Source organism: Rhizobium sp. BK060 (assembly GCF_014193145.1).
GTDB lineage: Bacteria > Pseudomonadota > Alphaproteobacteria > Rhizobiales > Rhizobiaceae > Rhizobium.
Genome location: NZ_JACHYW010000033.1, coordinates 20,989 through 39,376, shown reverse-complemented (window position 1 = coordinate 39,376; position 18,388 = coordinate 20,989). Strand labels below are relative to the sequence as shown.

General features: G+C 59.2%; 17 protein-coding genes and 4 pseudogenes. 11 read left to right on the top strand and 10 right to left on the bottom strand.

The genetic code is table 11. The annotated features are described in order from the left end of the window. Window positions 1–197 precede the first annotated feature (197 nt). Window positions 198–635, top strand: a complete 438-nt coding sequence (locus tag FHT71_RS26850; RefSeq protein WP_132593566.1) for a hypothetical protein — start codon at window positions 198–200, stop codon at window positions 633–635. A gap of 90 nt (window positions 636–725) precedes the next feature. On the opposite strand, the gene FHT71_RS26845 is transcribed toward FHT71_RS26850, so the two are convergent. Next, entirely contained in the window at window positions 726–1,364 is a 639-nt protein-coding gene (locus tag FHT71_RS26845) for a hypothetical protein (protein WP_132593564.1), read from the bottom strand. Window positions 1,365–1,494: 130 nt separating this feature from the next. On the opposite strand from FHT71_RS26845, the pseudogene FHT71_RS31955 reads away from it, so the two are divergent. Further along, window positions 1,495–1,629: pseudogene (locus FHT71_RS31955) on the top strand (hydrolase); the annotation flags it as partial. A gap of 50 nt (window positions 1,630–1,679) precedes the next feature. On the opposite strand, the gene FHT71_RS26840 reads toward FHT71_RS31955, so the two are convergent. Then, window positions 1,680–2,480 (bottom strand): inositol monophosphatase family protein, encoded by an 801-nt coding sequence (locus FHT71_RS26840; RefSeq protein WP_183722834.1) that lies wholly within the window; start codon window positions 2,478–2,480, stop codon window positions 1,680–1,682. A gap of 288 nt (window positions 2,481–2,768) precedes the next feature. Here FHT71_RS26840 and FHT71_RS26835 point away from each other — a divergent pair, with 288 nt between their 5' ends. From FHT71_RS26835 to FHT71_RS26805, 7 genes are all read left to right on the top strand, one after another. Continuing rightward, window positions 2,769–4,598 (top strand): sensor histidine kinase, encoded by a 1,830-nt coding sequence (locus FHT71_RS26835; protein ID WP_348649326.1) that lies wholly within the window; start codon window positions 2,769–2,771, stop codon window positions 4,596–4,598. Further along, window positions 4,598–5,944, top strand: coding sequence for a sigma-54 dependent transcriptional regulator (locus FHT71_RS26830; protein WP_132593560.1), 1,347 nt, complete (start codon window positions 4,598–4,600; stop codon window positions 5,942–5,944). The genes FHT71_RS26835 and FHT71_RS26830 overlap by 1 nt, the downstream gene beginning before the upstream one ends. A gap of 184 nt (window positions 5,945–6,128) precedes the next feature. Further along, a complete protein-coding gene (locus FHT71_RS26825; protein WP_183722832.1) occupies window positions 6,129–7,112 on the top strand; it encodes a tripartite tricarboxylate transporter substrate-binding protein in 984 nt (327 codons plus the stop codon). Window positions 7,113–7,254: 142 nt separating this feature from the next. Further along, a complete protein-coding gene (locus FHT71_RS26820) occupies window positions 7,255–7,716 on the top strand; it encodes a tripartite tricarboxylate transporter TctB family protein (protein ID WP_007800836.1) in 462 nt (153 codons plus the stop codon). 9 nt (window positions 7,717–7,725) lie between these two features. Beyond that, the gene (locus FHT71_RS26815; protein WP_132593556.1) at window positions 7,726–9,231 is read left to right on the top strand and encodes a tripartite tricarboxylate transporter permease; all 1,506 of its coding nucleotides are present in this window, start codon (window positions 7,726–7,728) and stop codon (window positions 9,229–9,231) included. A 47-nt stretch (window positions 9,232–9,278) separates the two neighbouring features. After that, window positions 9,279–10,268: a tripartite tricarboxylate transporter substrate binding protein gene (locus tag FHT71_RS26810; RefSeq protein WP_183722830.1), complete on the top strand. Its 990-nt coding sequence runs from the start codon at window positions 9,279–9,281 to the stop codon at window positions 10,266–10,268. A gap of 150 nt (window positions 10,269–10,418) precedes the next feature. Then, entirely contained in the window at window positions 10,419–11,237 is an 819-nt protein-coding gene (locus FHT71_RS26805) for a type IV toxin-antitoxin system AbiEi family antitoxin (RefSeq protein WP_132593552.1), read from the top strand. 672 nt (window positions 11,238–11,909) lie between these two features. Here the strand turns inward: FHT71_RS26805 and FHT71_RS26795 are convergent. Then, on the bottom strand, window positions 11,910–12,113 hold the full coding sequence (locus FHT71_RS26795; protein ID WP_007826019.1) for a cold-shock protein: 204 nt from the start codon (window positions 12,111–12,113) through the stop codon (window positions 11,910–11,912). A gap of 264 nt (window positions 12,114–12,377) precedes the next feature. After that, window positions 12,378–12,752: a helix-turn-helix domain-containing protein gene (locus FHT71_RS26790; RefSeq protein WP_007826017.1), complete on the bottom strand. Its 375-nt coding sequence runs from the start codon at window positions 12,750–12,752 to the stop codon at window positions 12,378–12,380. A 125-nt stretch (window positions 12,753–12,877) separates the two neighbouring features. Here FHT71_RS26790 and FHT71_RS26785 point away from each other — a divergent pair, with 125 nt between their 5' ends. Then, entirely contained in the window at window positions 12,878–13,711 is an 834-nt protein-coding gene (locus tag FHT71_RS26785; RefSeq protein WP_132593548.1) for an enoyl-CoA hydratase/isomerase family protein, read from the top strand. A gap of 137 nt (window positions 13,712–13,848) precedes the next feature. On the opposite strand, the pseudogene FHT71_RS31950 reads toward FHT71_RS26785, so the two are convergent. Next, a pseudogene (locus FHT71_RS31950) lies at window positions 13,849–14,151 on the bottom strand (class I tRNA ligase family protein); the annotation flags it as partial. A gap of 39 nt (window positions 14,152–14,190) precedes the next feature. After that, window positions 14,191–15,210, bottom strand: a complete 1,020-nt coding sequence (locus FHT71_RS26780; protein ID WP_245505540.1) for an AraC family transcriptional regulator — start codon at window positions 15,208–15,210, stop codon at window positions 14,191–14,193. Between the two features lie 39 nt (window positions 15,211–15,249). On the opposite strand from FHT71_RS26780, the gene FHT71_RS26775 reads away from it, so the two are divergent. Continuing rightward, window positions 15,250–15,990: an SDR family oxidoreductase gene (locus tag FHT71_RS26775; RefSeq protein ID WP_113544111.1), complete on the top strand. Its 741-nt coding sequence runs from the start codon at window positions 15,250–15,252 to the stop codon at window positions 15,988–15,990. Between the two features lie 120 nt (window positions 15,991–16,110). Here FHT71_RS26775 and FHT71_RS26770 read toward each other — a convergent pair. The 4 genes and pseudogenes from FHT71_RS26770 to FHT71_RS26760 form a co-directional block, all read right to left on the bottom strand. Further along, a pseudogene (locus FHT71_RS26770) lies at window positions 16,111–16,593 on the bottom strand (substrate binding domain-containing protein); the annotation flags it as partial. Next, a pseudogene (locus FHT71_RS31945) lies at window positions 16,590–16,769 on the bottom strand (aldo/keto reductase); the annotation flags it as partial. The pseudogenes FHT71_RS26770 and FHT71_RS31945, both read right to left, overlap by 4 nt. Before the next feature lie 383 nt (window positions 16,770–17,152). After that, window positions 17,153–17,383, bottom strand: a complete 231-nt coding sequence (locus FHT71_RS26765; RefSeq protein ID WP_062369725.1) for a hypothetical protein — start codon at window positions 17,381–17,383, stop codon at window positions 17,153–17,155. A 161-nt stretch (window positions 17,384–17,544) separates the two neighbouring features. Continuing rightward, window positions 17,545–18,252 (bottom strand): hypothetical protein, encoded by a 708-nt coding sequence (locus tag FHT71_RS26760; protein ID WP_183722828.1) that lies wholly within the window; start codon window positions 18,250–18,252, stop codon window positions 17,545–17,547. Window positions 18,253–18,388 lie beyond the last annotated feature (136 nt).

Genomic DNA, 18,388 nt, shown 5'->3' with positions numbered 1-18,388 from the left:
GGCTGGCCCAAAGGCGCGTTGCAGCCGGATGCGCCGTGTAACAGAGCGCGGCACCAAAGCGGCCTGTCATTCAATTTGCTCGAAGCCTGCATAAATCCTTCGAAGCTATCTTGATTGGGCTTCCCTGTCCCCTAGCTCAATTATACAGGGCGTACGCGTGTTGGGGCTGCGCAAATTTCAGCCGAATGGAGCCCACCATGAAACATCAGACATTGGAGCAACTGCAAAATATTGCGGATATCGACCAGACATATCCGCACCGCATCATGTCGCGAAACGAGCGTCTCGAGCGCTGGGTGGAGCTTCTCGAGCTGAGTCCGCATCGACGACTGGCGACCCTCTACCAGACGGAACATCAGCCGACTTCAGTCTTGTCGCTGCTGCGCAGTGATAACTCGCCGATTTCCGTCGCCTTCGAGGATCCGATCCTGCGGGCTGCTGGATTGGAAAATGACACTTACGGTCAGGCAAGGAAGTTCTTCAGTCTTACCGATAGTGAACTGCACAATGTGCTTTGCTATTGCCATTTCGGCGCGACCGTCAACGCCGCAACGGCAGCCCATTATGTGCGCGGGATCCTCGGCGCAGAACGGCCGAGCTTATTCTCTCGCTTGCGGGCATTGTTCATATCCTGACCACAAACGGGTCGGGCTCGATCGGACGCCTGAGCTGCTTGCCTTGAGGCCGCCGGCTGGCGGCCTTTGTCCGAAATCTGCCAATACCAATCACTCTGCATCGTCGCCTGACAGTCCCGTCTGCTGCTCGAGATTGCTGAGGCACGCATCGTTGTGGGCGAAGCGGAGAATACTGTAGACCGCCAACCCCGCGTCCTCACTTCCGGAAATGGTCACGCTGGCAGATTGAGCATTTTGAAACTTAGTGTTCAGATTATCCCACTGCTCGAAGATCTGTCGTTCCTGGGCGATGACGGCCTCTTTGAACATCCCATCCTTTCCGAATTTGGACGTGGCAACATGGTCGATCTTCTCGTCCGCGGGACCGAATTGGGATGCGAGCAAGGAAGCCGCCTCCCTATAGACCTGCCGCGTCGTAGTGCCGCGCTGGTCATCGTTGATGTAGCGAGAGACCGCGACGACGTTGCAGATTCCCATCCCGCGGACATAGGCGAGCACATACTGGTCGTAGAGGTCATTTCCGTCCGGCAAGCTATTGCACGAATATTGTCCTGTCGCATCGGGTTGGTTGCCGTAAATCGGCGTGCAGCCGAGCGCGGAGGGCAGGGCATCTTGCGAAACGCCGAATGGCCGGAAGGCAGGAGTTGACGTCTGAGCCGGCGAAATGGACGCGGTGACCGTTGCAGTTGCCGCGAGAGCCACGGACGTCAGTATATCGATCAAGGCCATCGAATCTCTCCCGATTGAGATCGGGCAATATCACAGCATCGGGCACCGGAAACCTAGCATACTTTTAGATAGGGTGTGGCAGGGTGACTTTCCACAGTCTTTCGCCTCGGCCCCCGATGTTCGGCTACATCGCAATTCCTTCGGGGTGCGCAACATCGTGCCTATCCTGGACAAGTTTCCGCACAAGCCCCGATGGGTTTCCTCGGAACCGGCCGGCCTTGGGTTTGTCGACATTGCGACCGCGCTCTTAAAGGCGAAGGCATAGAGGCGGCGCAGCGCCTGACGCCAACCGGCCGTCGCTCGATTAGGAATGGATCATATGCCAGCGATCTTGCGCAGGTCGTCGATCGCACCCGGCGCGGCAGCAAGCACCGGCGCGCCCTTCGTCAGCCGTTCTCCCGACGTCGGGAAGGGCTGGTACCAGCCGCCTGCTTCCTTCACGAGGCAGTATCCGGCCATGCAATCCCATGCGTGCATGTATGGCTCGTAGTAGCCGACGAGACGGCCGGCTGCGACATAGGCGAGCATCAGGGCGCCCGATCCATTGCGGATGAAATTGCCGCCTGCCTCCAGGAGGCTTTCGACTATCCCGGCGACGAGCGCCGGCGTGACATGGTTGTTGGCACCGATGCCTGTAACGGCGTTTCTGATGGTCCGAGACGCGTCCAGGGAAAGCTTCTTGCCATTCAGCGTTGCTCCCTTGCCGAGCGCTGCGGCATAGAGCTCGTCGTGGCATGGTGCGGAGATGACACCGACGACGGGCACGCCGTCATGCAGCAGGCCGATGGAGATGCACCAATTCGGCATGCCGTTGACGAACGGACTGGTGCCGTCGATCGGATCGACGACCCAGGTGAGCCCCGAGGTGCCTTCTTCAAGGCCATACTCCTCGCCAAGCACGCCATCGGCGGGAAATGCTTCGTTGAACCGGGCGCGGATCAGGTTTTCGACATCCCGGTCGGCGATCGAGACCACGTCCTGCGGGTCCCGTTTGGTTTCGATAACGAGTGTCTCGCGGCGCTTGAAGTAATCGAGCGCCACCGCTCCTGCCTCGCGGGCCACCGCCTCGGCAAGTGCAAAGCGCGCCTCGAGCCCTGGTACGACATGCGACGTCATAAAAATCTTCCCTTGATCAAATGCGGCGCTCAGCCGCCGATGATGGCAATCCCGCGATCCTTGAAGCCGATTTCCACCTCTGTCAAAGGCTCAAAAGCCCTATCCATCGCGAATCGACGACAGACAGGGCGCCGCTGTTGGTTTTGACCTCATTTCGCGACGATCTTAAGTGTGCAGCGTCGGAGCGAACAGGTGTGTTAACGTGCACCCTTGGAAACTGCGGGATTGAACTCTAGACTTGCCTGACGGTCGCAGTGGCCGCGGCGAGGGAAGGAGGAGCCCGCGTTCGTGAAGCAACGATTTCGTATCCTTGTCGGCTTCTGCCTGTTGTCGGCCGTTTGCTATGTTGGCATCTTTCCCGGCAGAGAATTCGCAACGCGAAGCTATATGGACGAGGCGTCACTGCAAGCTGGCTCGGCGCTTCGGCTTGCTGTTTCGGCACTTGGCGGGCATCTGAGCCGATACGAGCCGCTGCCTGAACTGATCGCAGATCATGACGACATCAAGCAGCTTGTGAGCGATCCTGGCAATCCGGCCCTGCGCGATGCGGCTAACACCTATCTGAAGGAGATCAACAGTTTGCTTGAATCATCCGATATCTACGTGATGAGGATGAACGGCGATACAATCGCCGCCAGCAACTACGATGGCCCGACGAGTTTCGTGGGTGAGAATTTCAGCTACCGGCCCTACTTTCAGGATGCGATAGCGGGCCGTCAGGCGCGGTTCTATGCGCTCGGTACAACATCGCTGAAGCGAGGTTACTATTTCGCTTCGCCAATCCGGGTGAACAATGCAATCCGCGGGGTTATCGTCTTCAAGGTCGATATCGACTCAATCGAGGCCTCGTGGAAGGGTGGCGAGTACAAGATACTCGTCTCCGATCCTGAAGGCATCATCTTCATGACCGGTAGCCCGGAATGGCTGTATTCCGGCATCCTGCCCCTGACAGACGAGCGCCTGCAACGCACCCAGGCATCGCGCCGCTACGCCGAAGCTGTTCTAAAGCCGCTTCCAATCAGCGAGCAGAATGCGGGTGGTCACAGATTGATCACTGTTGCCGATGGCGCCGCTGCCAGGGAATATCTGTCGCTCTCCCACTACATGCCGAACGCTGACTGGACCGTTAGTGTCTTGATGGACACGAGCTCCGTGCATGCGCAGGCGCGGACCATGCTGATCGCGGTCTTGCTTTCCCTAGGCCTGTCGGGGCTGGTTGTCGCGATCGTGCTGCAGCGCCGGGCACGTGCGCGCGAAAGAATGCGCATGCAGGTCGATGCCCGCAACCAGCTGGAGCAGCGTGTAGAGGAGCGAACCGCCGATCTGGCGCGCGTTAACCAGCGCATCGAAGAGGAAATCGCCGAGCGACGACTGACGGAACAAAAGCTTCGCCAGATGCAGGCCGATCTCATTCAGGCGGGAAAGCTTGCCGGCCTCGGGCAAATGTCAGCAGCCTTATCGCATGAACTCAACCAGCCGCTTGCCGCCGCCAAGACCTATGTGGACAGTGCCTCGATGCTGATAGCGCGAAATCGTGTGGATGAGGCGCGTGACAACCTTGGTCGCATTTCCGGCTTGATCGACCGGATGGCGTCGATCAGCCGGCACCTGCGTAATTTTGCGCGTAAGCCCAATGAAAAGATGGGTCCGGTCTCGCTTGCGGCCGCAATGGCCGATACGCTCGAAATCGTTTCTGCCCGGCTGAAAGTGGCAGACGCGACACTCGACATCGATCTTAGCGAGCCATCTGTCGCCGTGCAGGCGGGGTCGGTGCGTCTGCAGCAGGTTCTTGTCAACATCATCACCAATGCTGCTGATGCGGTGGAGGGGCTTGATGACAGGCGAATCCATGTCGTGTCGTCTCGCGACGGTGCCAAAGTGATCGTGACCGTCCGCGATCATGGAGCAGGCGTTCCCCCTTCGATCGCCGAGCGTATTTTTGATCCGTTCTTCAGCACGAAGGGCGTCGGCCGCGGCCTCGGGCTCGGCCTGTCGATCTCCTACAACATCATCAAGGATTTTGGCGGCAGCCTTTCGGTGTGCAATGCACCGGACGGAGGCGCGGAATTCCGTATCGTCCTTGATGCTGCACCTGTCGTCAGCGAGGCTGCTGAGTAATGAGCGCAGGCCGGATACTCCTGATAGACGATGAGGAGGAGATGCGCCGCTCTTCCGCCCAGGCGCTCGGCCTGTTTGGATTGGACGTTGCTACGTTCGCCAGCGCAGAGCCGGTGCTGGAGCGTGTCGGCTATGGCTTTGACGGCGTGGTGATCAGCGATATCCGGATGCCGGGCATGGATGGCATGACGCTCTTGCAGCGGATACGCGAGATGGATTCGGAGATACCGGTCATCCTGGTGACGGGACATGCGGACGTGCAGCTCGCCGTCAGCGCAATGCATGCCGGGGTTTATGACTTTGTCGAAAAGCCATTCGCGGCCCAGCACCTTGTTGGCATCATCAGACGCGCGCTGGATCGGCGCAGCCTGGTTCTCGAGAACAGGCGGTTGCGTGCAGTGGCCGGCAAACGCGACGACATCGAGGCTCGTCTGCCCGGACGCACGCAGGCAATGGTGGACCTGCGCTATCGGCTGCGAGCAATTGCGGCAACGGATGCCGACACGCTGATCATCGGGGAGACCGGTGTCGGCAAGGAAGTTGTCGCCCGGGCGCTGCACGACACCAGCGCCCGTGCCGGAAAGCCATTCATTGCGATCAATTGCGCGGCGTTGCCGGAGACCCTGATCGAGAGTGAATTGTTCGGACACGAAGCCGGCGCTTTTCCCGGTGCTCTTCGACCGCGATACGGAAAGTTCGAGCACGGTCGTGGCGGCACGATCCTGCTCGACGAGATCGGCTCGATGCCATTCGATCTCCAGGCGAAGTTCCTGCGTGTCCTGCAGGAGCGTGTCATTACCCGTCTCGGCTCCAACGAAGCTATATCGCTCGACGTGCGCTTCATTGCCACCAGCAAGGTCGATCTGGAGACCGAAGTGGCGCGCGGGCGCTTTCGTCCTGACCTCCTTTATCGCCTCAATGTCGTTACCATTCACGTCCCTTCGCTTGCGCAGCGGCAAGCCGATATTCCGCTGTTGTTTTTCCAGCTGGTTCGAGAGGCGGCGGCCCGCTACGGGCGCAGCGACATGGAGGTACGGCCGGAGACGCTCGGCAAGATCGGCTCGCGAAGCTGGCCGGGCAACGTGCGCGAATTGCGCAACGCCGCCGACCGACTGGTTCTTGGTCTCGACCTGCAGCCTGAGGACACGGCAGAGCAAAACCAGAAGCTCGCCGACAGGGTTGCCGCCTATGAGCGCGGCCTTATTGCCAGCGCGCTTGCCGCTCACGGTGGGAGTCTCCGTCCAGTTTATGAGATGCTCGGCGTTTCGCGAAAGACGCTCTACGAGAAGATGCAGAAATACGGGCTTGAAAAAGGGAGTCGGCGTGAGGACGAGGTCGAAGCGTGAATGGGTGGAAATCCACCCATGGTCCCGCTCGTTTGTCCCCTTTTCTACCCGTCTTGTGTGATATCATGCAGGAAAATGCGACAAGCAGCACCTCGCCCGGTTGTCCGACGCATTGAGCACTCCACAGTAACAGTTGATAACCGGGGCGGGGGGAGCCGCTCCGGTGGTTTACTGGGAGGATGAAATGAAAATATTGAATGCCTTGCTGGGCATGACGGCCGTTGCCGCCGTTTCGCTCATGTCCGCGTCCGCAATCGCTCAAACCTATCCGGAACGGACCATCACGATGGTCGTTCCGTTCGCCGCCGGCGGCCCGACGGATACGGTCGCCCGTCTCGTGGCCGAGTCGATGTCGAAGGATCTCGGCCAACAGATCATTGTCGAAAATGTCGGCGGGGCCGGTGGCACGCTTGGCGCAGGCCGCGTCGCGCAGGCAGACCCGGACGGCTACACGGTGCTGTTGCATCATATCGGCATGGCGACAAGCGCCACGCTTTACCGCAAGCTTGCCTATGACACCTTGAATTCCTTCGAATATGTCGGTCTCGTGACTGACGTGCCGATGACCATCGTTGCACGCAAGGATTTCGAGCCGACCGACCTCAAGGGCCTCGTCGAATACATCAAGGCCAACAAGGATAGCGTGACCGTTGCCAATGCAGGCATTGGCGCGGCTTCCCACCTGTGTGGCATGATGCTGATGAGCGCGATCCAAACGCAGTTGACCACGGTTCCTTACAAGGGCACTGGCCCCGCCATGACCGACCTGCTCGGCGGCCAGGTCGACATCATGTGCGATCAGACCACCAACACGACCAAGCAGATCAAGGGCGGCACGATCAAGGCTTACGCCGTCACCTCGCCCGCGCGCCTGAAGGTGCTGCCGGATGTGCCGACTGCCGTCGAACGCGGTCTTGCCGATTTCCAGGTCGGTATCTGGCACGGTATTTATGCGCCAAAAGGCACGCCGGCTGATGTGACCCAGCGGCTGTCGAAATCGCTGCAGGTTGCGCTCAAGGATCAAAACGTCGTTGCCCGCTTTGCCGAACTCGGCACCGAGCCGTCGTCGGAAGCTGACGCGACACCGGCAGCGCTCAAGGCCAAGCTCGAAACCGAGATTGCCCGCTGGAAGCCGGTGATCGAGGCGGCGGGCCAGTACGCCGACTAGGCGCTGTCGGTTGCCGCCCGGGATGCGTTTCGGGCGGCGCTGTCGCGGCAGCACCTGGCTGCCCTTGCCGTTCGTGCGGGCAACGTCTGGATTTTGCATACGGTGACAGTGGGAACACAACGGCATCGCCACAGGGGGAGATATGAAATCATTGACATTCGACAGCACCAACGCCCTTTGTGGCGCGCTCTTCATCGGGCTCGGCTGTTTCTTCATTTATCAATGTCTGAACCTTGAGCTCGGCACCGCGCTTCGCATGGGCCCGGGCTATTTTCCGCTGCTGCTTGCTGTCGTCCTGACATGTCTCGGCCTGATCGTGCTGATACAGGCGACACGAGTCCAGGGCGAGCCGCTTGGCCCGATCGCGCTGCGCGGAATGGCCTTTATCCTGCCAGCACCCATCGTCTTTGGATTGACGGTGCGCGGTCTCGGTTTCGTGCCGTCGCTGTTCGTCGTGGCACTTATCGCGGCTTTCGCTTCCTCGCGGATGAAGGTGCCGCTGGCGATCATACTTGCAGCCGCAATAACCCTCTTCTCGGTCGCCGTGTTCAGCTACGCGCTTGGCTTGCCATTCGAGCGCTTCGGCCCTTGGGTACGGTTCTAGGAGGCGTCGATGGATCTCGTCAGTAATCTCGCCCTCGGCTTCAGCACCGCTGCCTCGCCCGAAAACCTTCTGTTCTGCCTGATCGGTGTGCTGCTCGGCACCTTGATCGGCGTCCTGCCGGGGATCGGGGCGACCGCGACCATCGCGATGCTGTTGCCAATCACGTTCCAGCTCGAGCCGGTTTCCTCGCTGATCATGCTTGCCGGCATCTACTACGGCGCCCAGTACGGCGGCTCGACCACGGCCATCCTCATCAACATGCCGGGCGAATCCTCCTCGGCGGTGACTGCCATCGACGGCTATCAGATGGCCCGTCGCGGCAGAGCAGGGGCGGCACTGTCGATTGCAGCACTCGGCTCGTTCTTTGCCGGCACCGTCTCGACCTTTCTTGTGGCGATCTTCGCAATCCCTCTGACCGCGCTTGCGCTCAAATTCGGTGCTGCCGAATACTTCTCGCTAATGATCGTCGGGCTGGTGTCCTCGGTTGCCCTTGCGCATGGCTCGATCGTCAAGGCGCTCGCCATGGTGGCGCTTGGCCTGCTGCTCGGATTGGTCGGTACGGATATCTACACGGGAACGCCGCGCTTTACCCTCGGCATTCGTGAATATGCCGACGGGCTGAATTTCGTTGCGGTTGCCGTTGGCGTGTTCGGTGTCGCCGAGATCCTGCGCAATCTGGAGGGCGAGAAGACCCGCACGGTATTGATGGCCAAGGTCAGCGATCTGTGGCCGACGCGCGAGGACTTCCGGCGGATGATCGCACCGGTGCTGCGCGGCACGGCAATCGGGTCGGCACTTGGCATCCTGCCGGGGGGCGGTGCCATCCTTGCCGCCTTTGCTTCCTATACGGTGGAAAAGCGCATCTCCGACCGCCCGGAGGAGTTCGGTCACGGGGCGATTGCCGGTGTTGCGGGGCCAGAATCGGCCAACAACGCAGGCGCCCAGACCTCGTTCATTCCGCTGTTGACGCTGGGAATCCCGGCAAATCCGGTGATGGCGCTGATGGTGGGCGCCATGATCATTCAGGGGATTGTGCCAGGTCCGAACGTGGCGATCGAGCAGCCGGCGCTATTCTGGGGGATCATCGCCTCGATGTGGATCGGCAACCTGATGCTGGTTGTCCTCAATCTGCCGCTGATCGGCCTTTGGGTGAAATTGCTGACTATTCCCTACTACGTGCTTTTTCCGATCATCATGGCCTTCTGTTCGATCGGGGTCTACAGCGTCAATTCCAACGTTTACGACCTCTACGCCGTCGCCTTTTTCGGGCTGGCGGGCTACCTGCTGGTCAAGCTGCGCTGCGAGCCGGCACCATTGCTTCTTGGCTTCGTGCTGGGGCCGCTTCTCGAAGAAAACTTGAGGCGCGCCATGATCCTTTCCCGCGGCGATCCGATGACGTTCGTGACGCGTCCAATCAGTGCCATCCTGCTGCTGATTGCGCTCGCTGTCCTGCTGGTCGTGTTCTTGCCGTCGGTAAAGGCCAAGCGCGAGGAGGTCTTCCAGGAAGAAGACTGAGCAAACCGGACCATTGCATCGAAGACTGGAAACGAGGAGGAAATAGGATGACGAGACTGACCCTGACGCGTCGAGGCACGCTTGCTGCAGGCCTTTCCTTGGCAGCGACGCTGGTGGCTGGATCACCATCGCTTGCGGCGAATTTTCCTGATCGGCAGGTAACGATGGTCGTGCCATTTGCGGCCGGCGGATCGACCGACGTCGTTGCCCGCATTCTCGCGCAGAAGATGTCCGAAGATCTCGGCCAGCAGGTGATCGTGCAGAATGTGGCAGGTGCGGGCGGCAATCTTGGCGCCGGCAATGTCGCACGGGCCGATCCGGATGGTTATACGATCCTGATGGGGACGGTTGCGACGCATGCGCTCAATCCGTTGATCCTGAAGTCGACCCCCTACGACCCCGAAAAGGATTTCGCGCCAATCTCGCTATTGGTTCTGGTTCCCAACGTTCTCGTCGTCAATCCCGCACTGCCGGTCAGAACACTTGCCGAACTGGTAGCACTCCTCAAGGCCAATCCGGGCACCTACAGCTATGCCTCGTCCGGCAACGGCACGCCGCTGCATCTTTCCGGAGAGCTCTTCAAGGCAATGGCCGGGGTGGAGATGGAACATATCCCCTATAAGGGCTCGGGCCCGGCCCTGAATGATGTTCTGGGCAATCAGGTTCCGATCATGTTCGACAACCTGCCGTCGTCGTCCGGCCACATCAAGAGTGGCACGCTGCGGGCACTTGCGGTCACCACCAAGCAGCGCGCACCGTCCTTCCCCGATGTGCCGACGGTAGCCGAGACGGTTCCGGGCTACGAAACCTATACCTGGAATGCGCTGTTTGCTCCCGCCGGCACCCCGGCAGACGTCGTTGCTCGCCTGAACCTGGCGGCCAGCAAGGCGCTCGCCGATCCGGGCGTTAGCAAGAAAATGGCCGAATTCAGTGCCGTTGTCGTGGGTTCGACGCCAAAGCAGCTCGGCGCACATGTAAAGGCGGAGATCGCCAAGTGGACGCCTGTCGTGCGCGACGCCAAGATTGAACTCGAATAGGCGCTGCCGAATCTCAGGCGAGCGTTGTCGTGCGGATGGGGCGAGCGACGCCGATCGTCGATGGTCAAGCTCCAGCCGCGTGGCGACGATCTGTCGCCAATCATATGCAAAACCCCTATATTTCTGTTTGTTTTTGCGTATGATTGACGGATGTCTTCGCTGGAAGATTACATCGAAAGCAAACTGATGAGCGGGTACTCGACGTTTACCCGTGAAGATGCTTTGGCGGAGCTCTCGCTGAAGCCTGAAGCCTTTACCGCAGCTTTGACGCGGCAAATCTCCAGGAAAAGATTGGCCAATCCGAGGCACGGATTCTATATCATCCTGCGGCCTGAAGATAGGACTGCCGGCGCTCCAGATCCTGCGCGCTGGATCGATCCCCTGATGAAATATCTCGGCACTGATTACCGCATATCCCTTCTGCGTGCGGCGGCCATGCATGGTTCTTCGCACCAGGCATCAATGGTGTTTCAACTTGTCGTGCCGCAGCAGTTCCGATCGATTATTATTGGGCGCCACCGGATTCAGTTCATCTATTTGGCGCCGAGCATCTTCAGCGCTACCAACCAAAAAGATTGGCTGACGCCCCTCAAGACAGACACGGGATACGCTCAAGCTGCCGGTGTGGAGTTAACGCTCCTCGACTGTATCCGTTACTTTAAGCGGGCTACGGGCATCAATGGTGTGGCCCAGATCGCGAAGGATATCGGCGCCCGCGCGAATCCAAGGAAATTGACATCAGTCGCGCAGCATTTCGAAAACACATCGGTCCGACGACTCGGCTACCTGCTCGATTTGTCAAATCACAAAAAACAGGCCGACGCGTTGCAATCATTTGCCCAGCAAAGCGACAAATATACGCGGCTCGACCCATCGGTAAGGTCGCTAATCGAGGGCCTTTCATTCTCCGAAGCAAGAGATGATCGGTGGCGTCTCGATATCAATGAAAACGTGGAGATCGACTTTTGATCCCAGATGCTCACCTCACAGCTTGGGCTACTCAGGCGCCATGGCCGGATTCTCGTCAGATTGAGCAGGACTTTATTATTTCCCGCGCTCTCTGCGATCTTTTTTCGGCGCCAAAGCTTAAGGGCAAAATCGCATTCCGAGGTGGCACTGCTATCAACAAGCTGCTTTTCAAACGGCCCTTGCGCTATTCAGAAGATATCGATCGTTCAGATCACGGCCGAACCCATCGGACCAACAATCGACGCGATCCGCAATGCTCTTTCCTGGCTCGGGAAGTGCAAAAGGGAGCAAGCGGGTCATTCGACCCACTTGGTTTTCCGCTTCGCGCCCGAGGCCGAGCCTGGAACGTCACTTAAGCTCAAGGTGGAGATCAACACTCGCGAACACACGTCGTTGTTTGGCGCGCAAGGATATCCGTTCAAGGTGGAGAATGGGTGGTTCAACGGTGCCGCGGACATCATATCGGTACTCACTCGAGCAACGTTCCTTGGCGGTAGATGGAATTGGCTCTACATTGTGCCTCGCGCTGAGTGAGGATAGCGAAGGCACGACGCAGTCCCTACACCCTAAAGGGCCGCGCGCAGATATTCAGCGCCTTCGCGTTGGCCTGCGATGGTATCTTCACGCGAAGCCCAGCCTGTCCAGGCAGGCTGGGAAATCTACGACCGTTGATTAGAGCACCGAGACGTTCTCAGCTTTCGACTTTCCGGTCTTGCGATCCTGTCCGACCTCGAAGCTGACTTTATCGCCTTCCCGGAGCGAACCACCGCGTTGCAAGGCAGACACGTGAACAAATACATCTTGGCCGCCATTCTCAGGCGTTATGAAGCCGAACCCCTTGTCGTCGTTGAAGAATTTAACCGTACCCGTTGGCATGAGAGACCTTATCCTTGTGTCGTTCGTCCAAATTGCGAAGTGGAAGCTACAGCGCCATCACCCATCGATCAACGGTGAGCATGCAGGTGGCTTTGATCGAGATATCCCGAAACGTCGCCAACGAGGCCCACGCCATCCTGATTGTGGACCAGGCGGGATGGCATATGTCGGCAACCTTAGAACAATTCCGGCTGTTCGACTCGCGCGTACATGCTATTTCACCCACTGAATTGGGCTGCGCGTAAACCGCCGCTCAAGTCGGCCCTAATCCTCGCGCGCATCGTAGCTGCGCTGACAATCCTGGATGACGTCGATATTCTCGACAGTCCAGTCGAACAGGGTTGAGAACGGCCCTTGCAGCGACCTGCCAAGGGGTGTCAAGGCATATTCAACCCCGAGCACACGCCCATCCAGGATCCTGCGCGTCAGCATACCGTTGCGCTCCAGCTTTCGAAGCGTCTGTGTCAGCACGCGTTGGGTCACGCCATCGAGGCGACGCTTGATCGCATTGAAGCGACGGGGCTCGCTTAACACCGCCAGCACCATCATCGACCACTTGTCGGCGATCTGGTCGAGGATCACGCGGCTCGGGCAGTCGGCACGGTAGACCGGGCCATTTTCATCGGTCGGTTCATCCATTTCGGTATCCTCCAGCATCCCTGGGATGCTTCTGGTGCGTAATTGACGCTAGGTATCCAATGAATACTTTATGGTCAATGGCGCATGTGCGGCGCCAGAGGTTCCCGAAGAACAGAGACTCAAATATGACAGACACAGATTTCAGCCGGCTTCGGATTAGTCGGACAGACGGCGTTGCCACGATTGCGATCAACAACCCGCCGGTAAACGTTCTCGATGTCCCCCTGATGAGGGAGATCCGCCGCTTTCTCCTTTCTGTTCGCAACGATCCGGACACCCGTGTGCTGGTTTTCCAAAGTGCGGACCCCGAGTTCTTCATTGCCCATGTCGACATGACATTGATCGATGAACCGCACGCCTTCGACGAGATCGCCCGTGAGGCTCGCGAAGGCCTCAACCCGTTCCAGGCATTTGGCGAACTTCTACGAGAGCAGCCGCAAGTGACGATCGTCAAGCTCGCCGGGCTGGCCCGCGGCGGCGGAGCTGAGTTTGTCGCGGCGGCGGACATGGTGTTTGCTGCGGAAGGGCTGGCAGGGCTTGCTCAATGCGAGGCGTTAATGGGGATTACGCCGGGCGGCGGAGCGACCCAGTATCTGTCCGGCCGGATGACGCGTGGCCGAGCTCTTGAAGTGATCCTTGCCGCCGATCTCGTCGATGCTATGACGGCGGAGCGATATGGGTGGATCAACCGGGCACTGCCGGCTTCTGAACTCGACGGCTTCGTCGAGCGTTTGGCACGCAACATCGCCGCGCTGCCCACCGGCGTCATGGCCGCGGCCAAGAGGGCGTTGCCTCCCGAGGACCTGCGGGATGGCTTTCAGCGCGAGCATGAGGCCTGGGCAGGATTGTTCGAACTCCCTGCTGCCGAAAAGCTCATCCGGGGTGGACTGAAAGCAGGAGCGCAGACCAAGGAGGGCGAGAGAAATCTGGAAGGCCTGCTCCGGATGTTGACGGTGTGAGTCCTGACTGACGAGAGAACAGCGAAATATTGCATAGCGGTTTCGGTCTTTGGATTGTGCGTAGGCGTTATCGGAAGCGCTCGCGCTGAATCATCACCTCGTTCGCACCGCTGCCTGCCGCGGGAGGAGAACCTCTCCAGGTAGCCATGAACGAAGATCGATGACGGGAGCAGCACTCCGGCAGACAGGAGTATCGCAGGCCCGTAAATCGCGTGAAACTTGGAAATTCCCTAGCCGACAAAGTGGGAGGGTTCGCCTTGCTGTGCCCAGTTTCGCCAGAACAGGGTTTAGTCGGAACCGTAATCGAGCCCTCTGAGATAGTTCGCCAGAGCATCGAACTAGACATAGATAACTTCGTCGCTCCCAGGCACGGGCACGCCCCAGCCGCGTGCTCGTTCAGCACTACGCGACACACTGATGTCCTCCAGTCCCCGCCGAAGCCATCGACCTTTTTCTGCCGTCAGCGGATACGACTGGGTTCACCGCTCCAGATCACCCACCGGCGCGCTGCCGAACATGCTCTTGTACTCGCGGCTGAATTGCGACGGGCTTTTATAACCGACCTCATACGCCACGCGCGAAACATTGGTGCTGCCGCCGGCAAGGAGCTTCCGCGCCTCAAGCAAACGGATATGGCGTTGAAACGCAAGTGGGCTGAACCCGGTGACTTCCTTGAAATGCCTGTGAAAGCTTGTGACGCTCATGTGAGAAGCCGCCGCCAGCTCAGGAATATTGACAGGCTCGCTATGATTGGAAGCGAGCCAATCGGCCGCCGACTTGAGTTGTTGATATCGGCCGTTTCTCTGGCTGACCTGTCGCAGCGTGTCGCCCATCGAGCTCTGAAGCAGGCGATAATAAAGCTCAAACTCGTAGTGCGGTGCCAGCGCACCGATATCGTCGGGCGCTTTCAGCAGCCCTACGAGGCGAGCAAATGCGTCGCCGACGGGTCCGTCCAGACCGCCGGCGGCGACTGCGCATGTCCAACGGTCCTCACGCTTGGGGATATCGAGCATGACGCGCGTCAGAATATCGGCATCAAGATGAAGGCTGATGCCGACATAGGGGAAATTAGGCTTAGCGCCGGTCAATTGGTGGCTGTAGGGCAGGCCAAAGGACGATACCGCGCAAGCGCCTGTGGCCAGTTCGAACCGATTGGCGCCCATGATCAAGACTTTGGTTCCGCGCAACACCGCATAGAACATGGGTTCGAACACCGCCGGAGTGGGCGACGTGGCCCTTGTGCTTGTCCAAATCGTCAAGCGCGGAACGGGGGTAGGAACGCCGACGGTACCCGCATGCGCCGAAACAAACGGAGCAATGGCGTTCAGCAGAAGTGTCGATGGCTTCACAGGGTCGAACATCACGCCAGCATGTAGTGATTTGGTAGGATCAGGCAAGTGTCTGGGAAGATCAGGAATGTTGCCTGCGTCGCAACTGCCTATTTTGAGGCTCAACAGAAAGCCTGCCGGAGCAGCCAGTAGCGAGGAATGAGCCTCCAAATCGGCGTCAAGGCGACAGGAATAGGAAAGGGTTCGACCATGCAGGAACTAGCTGGAAAGAATGCGCTCGTCACTGGTGGATCGCGTGGCATCGGGGCCGCGATCGCGATTGCTCTGTCGGAGAAAGGTGCGAACGTTGCGATAACGTACGAGCGATCCGCCGACAGCGCGGAGCGACTTTTCCGGACTATTGAAAGGAATGGGGGCAAGGCAATGGCGATACAGGCCGACAGCGCGGATCCTTCGGCCATCCAGCGGTCAGTGGACGAAACTGTCCGCACACTGGGCGGTCTCGACATTCTCGTCAACAATGCGGCGATCGCGCGATACAACAACATTGCAGATTTCACGATCGAGGACATCGACGCGCTGCTTGCCGTAAACGTGCGTGGGCCTGTTCTGACCGCAAAGGCTGCCATCCCCCACCTCAAGGAAGGCGGGCGCATCATTACCATCGGATCAGCGGGCGCGGATCGCATAGCCGGCGTGCCTGGTACGGTCTACTATATGACCAAAGGCGCGCTCCAGGCATTCAACCGTGGCCTCGCCCGCGAACTGGGCGCCCGAGATATAACGGTTAATCTCGTCCAGCCTGGATCGACAAACACCGACGCGAACCCCGAGACGGGGGAATTCGCCGACTATCAGCGTGGTCTCAGCGCCCTTGGCCGCTTTAACCAGCCGGAGGATGTCGCGGCAGCAGTCGCTTTCCTCGCAACGCCGGCCGCCCGGCAAATTACCGGCACCATCCTTACGGTGGACGGCGGTGCGCTTGCGTAGTGTTTGGTAATGGCTGTTGGTTGCCCGGGCTGACGGCGTTCTACTCAAAGTACCTGCCGACATAGTCGCCGGCCTGCGCGTCAGCTCCGGGACCGTCTCGATCTGCCGCTCGATATCCGGTTAGATGGGCTGTTCGTTTCCTTGCCCGCTATCATCGAAACACTCGATCAGCATTTCGGTCAGGACGCGGACCTTTCTCGAGGGGTGCTGTCCCGGCGGACGAACGACATAGATTCCGGCCGGTGGTGGCGGATGATTCGTCATGACCGTCACCAACGCGCCGGAATTGAGATAGTCCCGGGTGAGGCCATCGGGGAGGGCAGCGATACCCAAACCGGCCGCGGCAGCGACGACGAGAGCCGCCCCGTTGTCAGCCTTGAAACGGCCCTGCGGGCGAATGGTCAGGATCTTGTCGCCGTCCATCACCTGCCACGTTTCCATCCCCTGCATAAGCGCCTGATGCGTGACGAGTTCCTCCGGTGTTTCCGGGGAGCCATGGGCTTTGATATAGGCGGGGCTCGCGACGTATTTTCCATAAAGGGGACCAACGCGTCTTGCAATCAGGTTGGAATCCTGAAGTGTGCCGACCCGGATCGCGCAATCAAGTCTTTCACGGCCCCTGCGACGTCCGCCATCGGAACGTTGGGATCGACGCGGATGTCGATCCGGTCAGTCCGCAACCGCGTCAGCGCCTCGTCGGCGACCTGGCGAATCCTTTCGGGCCGGCTGTCGAGGCCGACGTCCGGGCGCCCGTTCTTGAAGCCGAACTTTGTCGCAAGGCGACGTCGCGGGCTATGTCTATGCCGAACTCGAAGGGCCGGACTACATGGCGCTGCGTGGTCCGGCGGGGGCTCGGCGCAAATTCTCGGTCGACACCTGCAGGAGCAGGCCGCCGCCGAACTCCCTTTTTGCTGATCTACTTAGCTAATTGACTATTAGAATCGCCGTCGATTGTTCTGAATAAAGATAGCTCGCGACAATGAGGGGACCGAAATGTCGCATCATAATTACGAGCAAACACAGTAGAAGCGCGGAAACGCACATTGCAAACGCGAATATCTTTAGGGGCTTTATCGTAGACTGCATCCAACCTTTTGCCGCTGAGTTCATTTTTTCCTCCGGGGTCGGGGCAGTGCTCGCGATCGCTCCCGCGCCATCCAGTCTAATTCTTGCAAGTATTGTCGTTGGCGAATGATATGCCGTCGCTCTTTGCCAGCTTCATGACGTAATCCTCCGCGAGGTCCGCAACTTCAAGTGCGATTTCCGCTTCTCTCCAACCTGCAGCAACCGCCGCCTCAATCAATCGGTCAAGCTCACGTTGAAATACTGCCCGGCGTTGAGAGGCGCGATGATCATGGTACAGCCCAAATAACGGCGGTTTGATTTCCCTCATTGCCTAATTATTACACAATCTTGCCGCTTTTCAAACACAATTGGCACAACAGAGCGTGACCTATATTGCTCACTTCTTGCATGCTCAGTGTCCGCCAGCGGACTGAATGTTTGGAATACGATCTATCTTGATCGCGCAAGAGACCGGTAATTTCTCTGGGGTCATGCGGCTCGCAGAAGAGGCGGTCTGGCCTTGAATAATGGAGGCACGTGCGATTCTGCCTGTCGGAACGGCGCCCGCAGCCGATCGTGAAGGTCGCCATTGATCTGCGCTGCCCGAACCTGCATGAGCATGTGGGCACCATGGAGGGACCAGCGCATCTGCTGCTTCTTGATCATGCGTTTGCCGACAAGCGAATTCACCGCTGACTCGGCAAGAGTAGTGGCGACACGAAGCCCAGTTCGGTAGCGCTTGCCATAGTTGACGATCGCGCCGCGGTTCGATCTGACATAGGTCAGGAGCTGCGAGCCGAGGTTGTGAAGCCGGGCGATCGAGAACTCGCCCTCTACTTGCGAATCCTCCTGGTCGGTGCTGCTGGTCGCGAAATAGCGGCCACCTGGTTCGCCCCGACCGCCGCGACCACATCTGGCCACAACAAGCTCGAAGTTTCGCGCTGAATTGGGATCGGCGCTCCGCACATGCGCTGTATCGATGCTGACGACGAACTCTCTGCGCCGATCGCCGGGAAGCTGCATTTCAAGTTGGCGCCGTTCCTCCATCTGAGCCCTTGCGCGCCGCTCTTCTCCTGCGTGCTGCTCGTCCAGCCGTTCACCGATCCTGATGGTGCGCTTGCGCACGGTCGCATGCGTCTCGGTCGGCTCAACCGGCAGGAATTCAGCAAGCACTCTCGCCGCCTGCCGGTACGGCATCATGCTTCCCAGCCGCGCGGTTATATTAGTTCCATCAACTCGGGCGTTGCTCGATCCGGGCAGATTTCCTTCATCGCGGCTCAGTCGCTACCGCGTCTGCCGGTTGCTCTAATCGGAGCAAAGGGTGGAGTTCAGC

Coding starts and splice junctions, on each gene's coding strand:
- FHT71_RS26850 (WP_132593566.1), top strand. CDS start 198: ATGAAACATCAGACATTGGAGCAACTGCAAAATATTGCGGATATCGAC.
- FHT71_RS26810 (WP_183722830.1), top strand. CDS start 9,279: ATGACGAGACTGACCCTGACGCGTCGAGGCACGCTTGCTGCAGGCCTT.
- FHT71_RS26790 (WP_007826017.1), bottom strand. CDS start 12,752: ATGGATGAACCGACCGATGAAAATGGCCCGGTCTACCGTGCCGACTGC.
- FHT71_RS26830 (WP_132593560.1), top strand. CDS start 4,598: ATGAGCGCAGGCCGGATACTCCTGATAGACGATGAGGAGGAGATGCGC.
- FHT71_RS26840 (WP_183722834.1), bottom strand. CDS start 2,480: ATGACGTCGCATGTCGTACCAGGGCTCGAGGCGCGCTTTGCACTTGCC.
- FHT71_RS26795 (WP_007826019.1), bottom strand. CDS start 12,113: ATGCCAACGGGTACGGTTAAATTCTTCAACGACGACAAGGGGTTCGGC.
- FHT71_RS26825 (WP_183722832.1), top strand. CDS start 6,129: ATGAAAATATTGAATGCCTTGCTGGGCATGACGGCCGTTGCCGCCGTT.
- FHT71_RS26775 (WP_113544111.1), top strand. CDS start 15,250: ATGCAGGAACTAGCTGGAAAGAATGCGCTCGTCACTGGTGGATCGCGT.
- FHT71_RS26845 (WP_132593564.1), bottom strand. CDS start 1,364: ATGGCCTTGATCGATATACTGACGTCCGTGGCTCTCGCGGCAACTGCA.
- FHT71_RS26820 (WP_007800836.1), top strand. CDS start 7,255: ATGAAATCATTGACATTCGACAGCACCAACGCCCTTTGTGGCGCGCTC.
- FHT71_RS26785 (WP_132593548.1), top strand. CDS start 12,878: ATGACAGACACAGATTTCAGCCGGCTTCGGATTAGTCGGACAGACGGC.
- FHT71_RS26765 (WP_062369725.1), bottom strand. CDS start 17,383: ATGAGGGAAATCAAACCGCCGTTATTTGGGCTGTACCATGATCATCGC.
- FHT71_RS26760 (WP_183722828.1), bottom strand. CDS start 18,252: ATGCCGTACCGGCAGGCGGCGAGAGTGCTTGCTGAATTCCTGCCGGTT.
- FHT71_RS26805 (WP_132593552.1), top strand. CDS start 10,419: ATGTCTTCGCTGGAAGATTACATCGAAAGCAAACTGATGAGCGGGTAC.
- FHT71_RS26815 (WP_132593556.1), top strand. CDS start 7,726: ATGGATCTCGTCAGTAATCTCGCCCTCGGCTTCAGCACCGCTGCCTCG.